Annotated in this window: 9 protein-coding genes and 1 riboswitch; of the genes, 3 read left to right on the forward strand and 6 right to left on the reverse strand. The window is 60.7% G+C overall.

Going from position 1 to position 11,055, the window contains the following annotated elements:
- Positions 1-30: 30 nt before the first annotated feature.
- Both metH and H043_RS30495 read right to left on the reverse strand, forming a co-directional pair.
- Positions 31-3,741 carry a methionine synthase gene (gene metH, locus H043_RS0122220; RefSeq protein WP_027613709.1) on the reverse strand — a complete coding sequence of 1,237 codons (3,711 nt, stop codon included), beginning with the start codon at positions 3,739-3,741 and terminating at the stop codon, positions 31-33.
- A 5-nt stretch (positions 3,742-3,746) separates the two neighbouring features.
- Positions 3,747-3,998: a hypothetical protein gene (locus tag H043_RS30495; RefSeq protein ID WP_177325655.1), complete on the reverse strand. Its 252-nt coding sequence runs from the start codon at positions 3,996-3,998 to the stop codon at positions 3,747-3,749.
- On the opposite strand from H043_RS30495, the gene H043_RS0122225 reads away from it, so the two are divergent.
- From H043_RS0122225 to nfuA, 3 genes are all read left to right on the forward strand, one after another.
- A complete protein-coding gene (locus H043_RS0122225) occupies positions 3,898-6,192 on the forward strand; it encodes a fatty acid cis/trans isomerase (RefSeq protein WP_027613710.1) in 2,295 nt (764 codons plus the stop codon). The genes H043_RS30495 and H043_RS0122225 overlap by 101 nt on opposite strands.
- A gap of 182 nt (positions 6,193-6,374) precedes the next feature.
- Positions 6,375-7,400, forward strand: a complete 1,026-nt coding sequence (locus tag H043_RS0122230) for an acyltransferase (RefSeq protein ID WP_027613711.1) — start codon at positions 6,375-6,377, stop codon at positions 7,398-7,400.
- Between the two features lie 57 nt (positions 7,401-7,457).
- On the forward strand, positions 7,458-8,042 hold the full coding sequence (gene nfuA / locus H043_RS0122235) for a Fe-S biogenesis protein NfuA (protein WP_003225494.1): 585 nt from the start codon (positions 7,458-7,460) through the stop codon (positions 8,040-8,042).
- Positions 8,043-8,189: 147 nt separating this feature from the next.
- Here the strand turns inward: nfuA and cobM are convergent, their stop codons facing one another.
- From cobM to H043_RS0122255, 4 genes are all read right to left on the reverse strand, one after another.
- On the reverse strand, positions 8,190-8,936 hold the full coding sequence (cobM, locus tag H043_RS0122240; RefSeq protein ID WP_027613712.1) for a precorrin-4 C(11)-methyltransferase: 747 nt from the start codon (positions 8,934-8,936) through the stop codon (positions 8,190-8,192).
- An 81-nt stretch (positions 8,937-9,017) separates the two neighbouring features.
- Positions 9,018-9,431: a cobalamin biosynthesis protein gene (locus H043_RS0122245; protein ID WP_027613713.1), complete on the reverse strand. Its 414-nt coding sequence runs from the start codon at positions 9,429-9,431 to the stop codon at positions 9,018-9,020.
- Complete coding sequence (locus H043_RS0122250; RefSeq protein ID WP_027613714.1) at positions 9,428-10,126, reverse strand: CbtA family protein; 699 nt, start codon at positions 10,124-10,126, stop codon at positions 9,428-9,430. Before H043_RS0122250 ends, H043_RS0122245 begins: the two co-directional genes overlap by 4 nt.
- 11 nt (positions 10,127-10,137) lie before the next feature.
- A complete protein-coding gene (locus H043_RS0122255; RefSeq protein ID WP_003225486.1) occupies positions 10,138-10,335 on the reverse strand; it encodes a CbtB domain-containing protein in 198 nt (65 codons plus the stop codon).
- 122 nt (positions 10,336-10,457) lie between these two features.
- Positions 10,458-10,680, reverse strand: a riboswitch (cobalamin riboswitch).
- Positions 10,681-11,055: the final 375 nt, after the last annotated feature.

Here is an 11,055-nt window from a genome sequence, read left to right on the forward strand (position 1 = left end):
CCCGGGAGGTTCGGGGACTGAGCGTTGCGCTTATTCGTCGTAACCGAGGTTCGGCGCCAGCCAGCGCTCGGTCACGCTCAGTTCCTGACCTTTGCGCGAGGTGTAGCTCTGCACCTGATCCTTGTCGACCTTGCCGACGGCGAAGTATTGCGCCTGCGGATGGGCGAAGTACCAGCCGCTGACCGCCGCTGCCGGGAACATCGCGTAGTGTTCAGTGAGGAACACGCCGCTGCGGCCCGCGCGCATTTCGCTGGCTTCAGGATCGAGCAGGGTGAACAGCGTGGCTTTCTCGGTGTGATCCGGGCAGGCCGGGTATCCCGGTGCCGGACGGATACCGGAATACTGCTCTTTGATCAGCGCGTCGTTGTCCAGCACCTCATCCTTGGCGTAACCCCAGTGCTCTTTGCGCACTTGCTGGTGCAGCCATTCGGCGCAGGCCTCGGCCAGACGGTCGGCCAGTGCCTTGACCATGATCGAGTTGTAGTCATCGCCAGCGTCCTGATAGGCCTTGGCGACTTCTTCGGCGCCGATGCCGGCGGTGGTGATGAAACCACCGACGTAGTCGGTCACTTCGCTGTCTTTCGGCGCGACGAAGTCGGCCAGCGAGAAGTTCGGCTTGCCGTCGGTCTTGATGATCTGCTGGCGCAGGTGATGCAGGCGCGCCATAGGCTTGCCGTCATCGCCGTACAGTTCGATGTCGTCGTCATGCACCTGGTTGGCCGGCCAGAAACCGAACACCGCCCGGGCGCTGATCAGCTTCTCGTCGATCAGCTTGGTGAGCATCTCGCGCGCGTCCTTGTACAGCGCGGTGGCGGCTTCACCGACCACTTCGTCTTCGAGGATGCGCGGGAATTTGCCGGCCAGGTCCCAGGAAATGAAGAACGGCGTCCAGTCGATGTACTCGGCCAGAACGTTGAGGTCGATGTTGTCCAGCACGCGGGTGCCGGTGAAGGTCGGTTTGACCGGCGTGTAGTTGGCCCAGTCGAACTGTGGCTTCTTGGCAATCGCCGCCGCGTAGCTCAGGCGCTCGGTACGGGCGCTGCGGTTGGCGGTGCGCTCACGCACATCGACGTATTCCAGTCGGGTCTTCTCGACGAAACCGGCCTTGAGTTCCTTGGACAACAACTGCGTCGCCACACCGACCGCACGCGAGGCGTCGGTGACGTAGACCACCGCATCGTTGCTGTACTTCGGCTCAATCTTCACCGCAGTGTGCGCCTTGGACGTGGTCGCGCCACCGATCATCAGCGGCAGATGGAAATCCTGACGCTGCATTTCGCGGGCCACGTGGACCATCTCGTCCAGCGACGGAGTGATCAGCCCGGACAGGCCAATGATGTCGCACTTCTCTTCCTTGGCCACCTGGAGAATTTTCTCCGCCGGGACCATCACGCCGAGGTCGACGATGTCGTAGCCGTTGCAACCCAGCACCACGCCGACGATGTTCTTGCCGATGTCGTGCACGTCGCCTTTTACCGTGGCCATCAGGATCTTGCCCTTGGCTTCCGGTTTGTCGCCTTTTTCCAGTTCGATGAACGGGATCAGATGCGCCACGGCCTGCTTCATTACGCGGGCGGATTTCACCACCTGCGGCAGGAACATTTTGCCGGCGCCGAACAGGTCGCCGACGATGTTCATGCCGGACATCAGCGGGCCTTCGATGACTTCGATCGGGCGGGCGAACGACTGGCGCGACTCTTCGGTGTCTTCGACGATGTGGGTGGTGATGCCCTTGACCAGCGCATGCTCCAGACGCTTGTTGACGTCCCAGCTGCGCCACTCTTCGGTCTCGGCTTCCTTGACGCTGCCGTCGCCCTTGTACTTGTCGGCGATGGCGAGGAGGGCGTCGGTGCCTTCCGGCGTGCGGTTGAGGATCACGTCTTCGACGGCGTCACGCAGCTCCTGCGGGATCTGGTCGTAGATTTCCAGCTGACCGGCGTTGACGATACCCATGGTCAGGCCGGCGCGGATCGCGTACAGCAGGAACACCGAGTGAATCGCTTCACGCACCGGGTTGTTGCCACGGAACGAGAACGACACGTTGGACACGCCGCCGGAACTCAGCGCATACGGCAGCTCGTCGCGGATGTAGGCACAGGCGTTGATGAAGTCCACAGCGTAGTTGTTGTGTTCTTCGATGCCGGTGGCCACGGCGAAGATGTTCGGGTCGAAGATGATGTCTTCCGGCGGGAAGCCGACTTCGTTGACCAGAATGTCATAGGAGCGTTTGCAGATTTCTTTCTTGCGCGCCTCGGTGTCGGCCTGGCCGGCTTCGTCGAACGCCATCACCACTACCGCAGCGCCGTAGCGTTTGCACAGTTTGGCGTGATGGATGAACTGCTCGACGCCTTCTTTCATGCTGATCGAGTTGACGATGCCCTTGCCCTGAATGCACTTCAGGCCGGCTTCGATCACTTCCCATTTCGAGGAGTCGATCATGATCGGCACGCGGGAGATGTCCGGCTCACCGGCGATCAGATTGAGGAAGGTCACCATGGCCTTCTTCGAATCGAGCATGCCTTCGTCCATGTTGATGTCGATCACCTGCGCGCCGGCCTCGACCTGCTGCAGGGCGACTTCCAGGGCTTCGGTGTAGTTGTCTTCACGGATCAGACGGGCGAACTTGGCGGAACCGGTGATGTTGGTGCGCTCGCCGACGTTAACGAACAACGAGCTGCGATCGATGGTGAACGGTTCCAGACCGGACAGGCGGCAAGCCTTGGGAATGTCCGGAATCTGCCGTGGTGCGTAACCGGCTACGGCTTTGGCGATGGCTTCGATGTGGCCCGGGGTGGTGCCGCAGCAACCGCCGACGATATTGAGGAAACCGCTCTGGGCGAATTCTTCGATGACCTTGGCGGTTTGCGCCGGCAGTTCGTCGTACTCGCCGAACTCGTTCGGCAGGCCGGCGTTCGGGTGCGCGGAAACGTGGGTGCTGGCCTTGTTCGACAGCTCTTCCAGGTAGGGGCGCAGCTCACTGGCGCCGAGGGCGCAGTTGAGGCCGACCGAAATTGGCTTGGCGTGGGCCACGGAGTTCCAGAACGCTTCGGTGGTCTGGCCCGAGAGGGTGCGACCGGACGCATCGGTGATGGTCCCGGAAATCATGATCGGCAGTTCGATGTGCAGCTCTTCGAACACGCCTTGCACGGCGAAGATCGCGGCTTTGGCGTTGAGGGTGTCGAAGATGGTTTCGATCAGGATCAGGTCGACGCCACCTTCGATCAGGCCCTTGGTGGCCTCGGTGTAGTTTTCCACCAGTTCGTCGAAGGTGACGTTGCGGTAGCCGGGGTTGTTCACGTCTGGCGACAGCGAGCAGGTACGGCTGGTCGGGCCGAGCACGCCGGCGACGAAACGTGGCTTGTCCGGGTTTTCGGCGGTCTTGGCGTCGGCCACCTTACGCGCCAGTCGTGCGCCTTCTACGTTTAATTCGTACGCCAGCTCTTCCATGCCGTAGTCGGCCATGGAAATGCGCGTGGCGTTGAAGGTGTTGGTTTCCAGAATGTCGGCGCCGGCATCCAGATAGGCCTTTTCGATGCCGCCGATCACGTCCGGACGGGTGATCACCAGCAGGTCGTTGTTGCCCTTGACGTCACTCGGCCAGTCAGCGAAGCGTTTGCCGCGATAATCCTGCTCCTCGAGCTTGTAGCTCTGGATCATCGTGCCCATGCCGCCGTCGAGAATCAGGATGCGCTCTTTGAGGGCTTGCTTGAGAGCTTGAAGGCGGACGCTGCGATCGGACATTGGGACTACTCGAAAAGACCATGACGAAGGGCCGGGATCATAACAAACCTGTGCGCTTTTGGAGCACGTGCTGCTTTTGCATGAATATCGTTCATGTTGGTACGAGCGTCATACTGTAGAATCGCGGGCGTTTTTTTCACGATCGGGATCATGGGCATGTCGTACCGCGTCATCAGCATTTTCTTGCTGTTCTTAAGCTGGGGCGCCATTGCGCAGGAACCCGCGATCTCACCTTCTATTTCATATACGCGTGACATCCAGCCAATCTTCACCGAGAAGTGTGTGGCCTGCCATGCCTGCTACGACTCGGCGTGCCAGCTCAATCTGGGCAGCGGCGAAGGCGCAGGGCGGGGCGCAAGCAAGATGCCGGTCTACGACGGCGAACGCACTCAGGCGGCGCCGACCACGCGGCTGTTCTACGACGCCTTCGGCAAACGTGCCTGGCAGCAGAAAGGCTTTTATTCGGTACTCGATGCCCAAGGCAGCCAGGCGGCGCTGATGGCGCGGATGCTCGAACTGGGGCACAAAACTCCGCTAACCCCCAACGCCAAGCTGCCGGAAGACATCGTCCTCGGCCTGCAACGGGAAAACATGTGCGCGATGCCCGCCGAGTTTGACGGCTATGCCGGCGCTCACCCGAAAGAAGGCATGCCGCTGGCGGTGACCGGGCTGACCGATCAGCAATACCAGACCCTGCAACGCTGGCTGGCGTCCGGTGCGCCGATCGACGAGCAGGGGCTGGCGCCGAGCACCAGGGAAGCGCTGCAAATCGTCCAGTGGGAAAACCTGCTCAATGCGCCGGGGGCGCGGCAGAGTCTGGTCGGGCGCTGGCTGTTCGAACACTGGTTCCTCGCGCATATCTATTTCAAGGACGGTGAGCCGGGGCACTACTTCCAGTGGGTGCGTTCGCGCACGCCGACAGGGCAGCCGATCGACCTGATCGCCACCCGCCGCCCGAATGACGATCCGGGCACTCAGGTGTATTACCGGTTGTGGCCGGTGCAAGGGGTGATCGTGCACAAGACCCACATCACCTATCCGCTGAGTGCGGCGAAGATGGCGCGGGTCAAGAGTCTGTTCTACAGCGGCAACTGGCAGGTCAACGCGCTGCCGGGTTACGGCCCGCAGAGCCGAGCCAACCCGTTCGCCACCTTCGAGGCGATTCCGGCGCAGGCGCGTTATCAGTTCATGCTCGATAACGCTGAATACTTCGTCCGCACCTTCATTCGCGGGCCGGTGTGCCGTGGGCAGATTGCGACGGATGTGATCCGCGATAACTTCTGGGCGCTGTTCCAGGCGCCGGAACATGATCTTTACATCACCGACCCCAACTATCGCGGCCAGGCCACGCCGTTGCTGGCAATGCCTGGGCAGAACGATGACGTCGGCAGTGTGCTGAGCCTGTGGCACAACTACCGCAACAAGCGCAACGAATACGAAGCCCTGCGCCGCGACAGTTACGCCGAACTGCCGGCTCCGAGCTGGTCAACCCTGTGGGCCGGCAACGACAACGCGCTGCTGAGCATTTTCCGCCACTTCGACAGTGCGTCGGTGACCAAAGGCCTGATCGGCGAAGTGCCACAGACCATGTGGCTGTTCGACTATCCACTGCTGGAGCGCACCTATTATCAGTTGGCGGTCAACTTCGATGTGTTCGGCAACGTCTCCCATCAGGCGCAAACCCGCCTGTATTTCGACCTGATCCGCAACGGCGCCGAGCAGAACTTCCTGCGCCTGATGCCGGCCGATTCCCGCGAGGACTACCTCGACGATTGGTACCAAAGCAGCGGCCAGTTCAAGATGTGGCTCGACTATGAGGCGATCGACGACGACAAACCGACCGCGCTGAAACTCGATCCGAAGGACCCGAAATACGACTTCGCCATGCAGTTGCTGGCGCGTTACGGCGACCTGAATGCGCGGCCGGATCCGATCAATCGCTGTGACGGCGCCTATTGCTCGCGACCGAATATCGACCCGGCGCTACAGAACGCCGAGCAGGCGCTGAGTCGCCTGACCTCGCGTCCGGCCGGCGGTTTGAAGGTGATCGACCAATTGCCGGAAGCAACCATGCTGCGCATCGAATCTCGCAGCGGCAAACGCGAGATGTACAGCCTGCTGCGCAACCGTGCGCACAGTAACGTGGCGTTCCTGTTGGGCGAGTCGCTGCGCTATCAGCCAGGGCTGGACACCTTGACCATCTACCCGGGCGTACTGAGCAGCTATCCGAATTTCATCTTCAACATTCCAGCCGAACAAGTGCCGGAGTTTGTCGATGCCATGGAGAATGCCAAGGATGCCGGTCGTTTCGAGAAAATCGTCGAACGCTGGGGGATTCGCCGCAGTCATCCGCAATTCTGGTTCTATTTCCACGACCTGAGCCAATACATCCACGAAACCGATCCGGTGGAAGAGGGCGTGCTGGACATGAACCGCTACCAGAATCTTTGATCGTTTAATACAGGCCGACTGTCACAGCTTCAGGTAACACACAAATCCCCTGTGGGAGCGAGCCTGCTCGCGAAGGCGGAGTGTCAGGCGCCGAATACATTGAACTTGCCGTCGCTTTCGCGAGCAGGCTCGCTCCCACAGGGTGAGGTGGTGTTTTTTGCAATTGTGATCGGGAGCGGCCGATGTTGATTTCAGTGCAGGCCCTGCGAGCGCTTGCCGCGTGGACGGTGGTCTGTCACCACTTCATGCAGATTTTCTTCGACTTCAAGGCGCGCGGCCCGGTCGGGCAGTTCTTCATCGACAAAGGCGCAGTCGGCGTCGATGTTTTCTTCGTCATCAGTGGTCTGGTGATTTTCCTCTCCACCGAAAGCAAAGCGCTGCCTCCGGCGCGGTTTCTGCTGTATCGGTTGTTTCGCATTGTCCCGGCGTACTGGCTGTACACGCTGTTGATGGCGTTGCTGGTGCTGTTCGCCCGGCCAATGTTGCCGGATCAGACGGTGGACTGGGCGCATTTCCTCGCGTCGCTGTTATTCATTCCTGCGCAAAACCCCGGCGGCTACGGGATTTATCCGACGCTGAATGTCGGCTGGACGCTCAACTACGAAATGCTCTTCTATGTGTTGTTTGCATGCGCGCTGGTGTTCCGTTGGCAGGTGCGCTTGCTGGTGGTCGCCGCGTTGCTGTTTTCGGTGTGTCAGGCGTTCGGCTGGCTCAACGAGTTTTACCGTTCCGACATCGTCTACGAGTTTCTGCTGGGGATCGGCATTGGCGTGCTCTATCGCCGGGGCTGGATTGGCGCCGGCCTGTGGCTGCCGCTGTTGGCGATGGGCGCTGCGATGATGGCGATCTATCACCTGGCACCGGCGCCAAGGTTATTGAACTGGGGCGTGCCGAGCGCGGTGCTGGTGATGGCTTGCATGGCGCTGGAGCGCTACGTCGAGCGCAATCGGGTGATGAAATGGCTCGGTGACTGTTCCTATTCGGTGTACCTGATGCACGTGTTGGTGTTGTCGGTTGGTGGTTTTATCGCGCGACGCTACGGAATCAACCCGTATCTGATGTTCATCGTCTGCGCTCTGGCGATTGGTGTGGGGTCATGGTTGAGCTACGAATGGGTGGAAAAACGCAGCTATCAGTGGCTTAAAGCGCGGATCGATGGCGAACCGGTCAGCGCACCTGTCGAGAATCTTTCCCGACAAAAATACTAGGACTTTGTCCGGCGCAATGATTGGCGTAAACTGCGCCCAAGCCTGCGAGGAGTTTCCATGACCGCTATTACCATTACCGACGCCGCCCACGATTACCTGGCCGATCTGCTCTCCAAGCAGAACACCCCGGGCATCGGCATCCGCGTCTTCATCACCCAGCCTGGCACCCAGTACGCCGAAACCTGCATTGCCTACTGCAAGCCGGGCGAAGAAAAACCTGAAGATACCGCGCTGGGGCTGAAAAGCTTCACTGCCTATATCGACTCGTTCAGCGAAGCGTTCCTTGACGACGCCGTCGTCGATTACGCCACCGACCGCATGGGCGGCCAGCTGACCATCAAGGCGCCAAACGCCAAAGTGCCGATGGTCAACGCCGACAGCCCGGTCAACGAGCGCATCAACTACTACCTGCAAACCGAAATCAACCCGGGGCTGGCCAGCCACGGCGGTCAGGTCAGCCTGATCGATGTGGTCGAGGACGGCATTGCCGTGCTGCAGTTCGGCGGCGGCTGCCAGGGCTGCGGCCAGGCCGACGTGACCCTGAAGGAAGGCATCGAGCGCACCTTGCTCGAGCGAATTCCAGAGCTCAAAGGTGTGCGCGACGTGACCGACCACACGCAGAAAGAAAACGCCTACTACTGAGTAAGGTGTTCACTGCGAACACGAAAAACGGCGCCCCGTGAGCGCCGTTTTTTTTGCGTGAAATTCAATGATGCCTTCGCGAGCAAGCCCGCTCCCACATTTGAGCGCATTTCAAATGTGGGAGCGGGCTTGCTCGCGAAAGGGCCTTCATGGGCGATAGAGGTGTGCATGCCCCGCGCGATACAGCGACGACTCGCTAAACACCTCACTGCCCAACACCCGCCCGACCAGAATCAACGCTGTGCGCCGAAACCCCTTGGCCGCAACTTTCTCGGCAATATCTTCCAGCGTCCCCACCACCCAGTCCTGATCCGGCCATGTCGCCCGGTGAATCACCGCAATCGGGCAATCCGCGCCGTAATGCGGCAGCAGTTCAGCGATGATTTTCTGCAGATGATTGACCCCCAGATGAATCGCCATGGTCGCGCCATGCTGCGCCAGACTGCTCAACTCCTCACCCGCCGGCATTGCGGTCTTGTCCGCGTAGCGGGTCAGAATCACGCTCTGCGACACGTCCGGCAGTGTCAGTTCCGCGCCTAGCAAGGCTGCACACGCTGCGGTCGCGGTGACGCCGGGAATGATCTCGAACGGAATATTCAGCTCGCGCAGATAACGAATCTGCTCGCCAATCGCGCCATACAGGCTCGGATCACCGGAATGCACCCGCGCTACGTTCTGGCCCTTGGCATGTGCGGATTTGATCAGTTCAATGATCTGCTCCAGATGCAATTCGGCGCTGTTGACCACGGTTTCAGCCTGATGCCCCTCCAGCACCGCAGCCGGTACCAGCGAGCCTGCGTAGATGATCACCGGGCAACTGCGGATCAGCCGCTGGCCTTTGACGGTGATCAATTCCGGGTCGCCGGGGCCGGCGCCGATGAAGTAGACGGTCATGAAGAAATCCTGTGAAAAACGGGGCAGGGCAACGCTTCAGATGAAGATTGCTCATGATCAAACGGGGGGATTATCGGGAATTTACGCAGCGCCGGCCAATGCCAAGGTTGCCTGAGCGTATTTTTGCCGGGAAATCAGCAGTTTTGCCGGTGCTTGAATCAACTGTTCGGCAAGGGCCAGGGCGGCACTTTCCGCCACGCCGTAGCAACCGGTACGCTCGTAGGCGATCTGCGAATGGTGGCTCAGGCGTTGCTGATAATTGGCCAGTTCGTCGCTGCTGAAATACAACAGCGGCAGCGCCAGTTGACTGGCCAGTTCCTGCAGGCCGGGTTCATCGCGTTTAAGATCGATACTGGCCAAGGCCTTGACCGCTTTAAGTTCTATACGATGCGCCTGCAACGCCTGATCGAGTAACGCGCGCAGCGTGCTGGCAGGGCAGCCGCGCTGGCAGCCCAGGCCGACCACGAAGGTCGGCGCTGCGCGGTCATCGGTCATGCGTGGTACTGACCATCGCTTTTGCGGCGGAACAACCAGGCGCTGATCAGGCCCAGGGCCAGCCAGAACGCCACGTTGGTCAACTGCGAAGCGATTTTGAACTGGGCTTCCAGCGCCTCCGGGGCGAGCATCGAATGCACTTCCGGTTGCGGTGCGCCGATCACGTGCGGCACGGCGAGGATCGCCACGCCGAGCAGCTTCATCAACCAGTGGCGGCTGAACACAATCAACGCCAGGCCAACAGCGGTGGAAGCGGCGGTGCCGATCCACCAGGTTTGCCGCGACGCCAGATCGGCTGCAGCGGTGCCCGGCAGTTCAGGCGGCAGGCCCAGGGTCGGTGCGAGCACGAAGGTCGCGTAACCGGCCAGGCCCCAGAGCAGGCCTTGCGAGGTTTTGGTCGGTGCACGCAGGGTGTACAGGCCAGCGAGCATCAGGGCGAACCCGACCGCCACCACCAGATTGCCGCCGGTGGTCGAGACCACGCGTTGCCAGCCGTCTTCCGGCTCCCAGGCTTCGGCGTCATGGGTGTGTGCGGCCGTGCCGGCGGCGTGTTCGTGAACGGCCACCGGTTCGGACTTCTCGAAGGTTTCGGCCTGCAGAATCAGCGGCGAGACCCAGAAGCTTTGCAGCAATGTCAGCAGCAGGGCGGCCAGCAGGCCGGTGAAACCTGCGGTTTGCGCGATACGCTTGATCATGTCGGCAGGTCTCAGTGGCACGGGAACGCGGCGCTGTGGCGGGTATCGTGAGCGGCGTTGTGCACCGCTTCGATGTGCGAGAAACCGGCGAAATAAACGAGGCTGGCACCGAGGATCGACGCGAAAATCGCGGCGGTCAGGCGTTGGCTCAAGGTGGCGGTGCTGGAGATTTTGTCGGTGTTGCTGCCGGTGCTGCTGATGATCGACATGGCGCTTCCCTCTGGAGTGTCAGCGGGTGATATAGAGCGCATGAAAACCCCTGCGAGTCGGGCACGCAGAGGTTCGAACAGCGCCCGCCCACCGCGGGTTTGTTATGTTCAGCGACGCAAACTGCGTACTGTGTGTTGCGGGCCGGTCTCCGGGCTCACGAGGGGTTGGCGTCTGGCCGACCTGCAAGCGTCACCTTCCCATGCCGCGTTGGCACAGTGGATCTGACGCTTCGCTCGCTTACCGTTGCGGGGGCAGCACCGGACTGACATGGCTTTGAGTAAAGCACATGATTCACCGGTTTCCCGTTTCACCCTGTGAAGGGCACCCGTAACAAGTTGTGTAGGAGAGCATGGGTTGGGGATTTGAGTCAATTGAGTGGGGTGGGTATATCCGGTGCTGCGGTAACGGCCACTTAGGGTTCCGCCCTTACGGCGGGTCACTTTTTCCAGACGCCGAAAAAGTAACCAAAAAGGCTTTACCCTGACGTTCGGCCCTCGCCTAGGCTCGGGTTCCTTCGCTCCGGGATTCATCCGGGGGGCAGCGCCTACGGTTTGCTTCGCTGCACCTCCTCTCGCTGTGTTTGGCTGCGCCAAACGGTCGCTGCGCTCCCACCCCCCGGATAAATCCCTCCACTCAGCCTGCCGACGGGCCCTCAGATCAAAAGCTTTACTCGAGCTAACGCTCATTGTGTTGAGTGGGGCGGTTGCGCCGCATGGGGC

The organism is Pseudomonas sp. URIL14HWK12:I6 (genome assembly GCF_000514195.1).
In the GTDB taxonomy this organism is placed as follows: Bacteria; Pseudomonadota; Gammaproteobacteria; order Pseudomonadales; family Pseudomonadaceae; genus Aquipseudomonas; species Aquipseudomonas putida_A.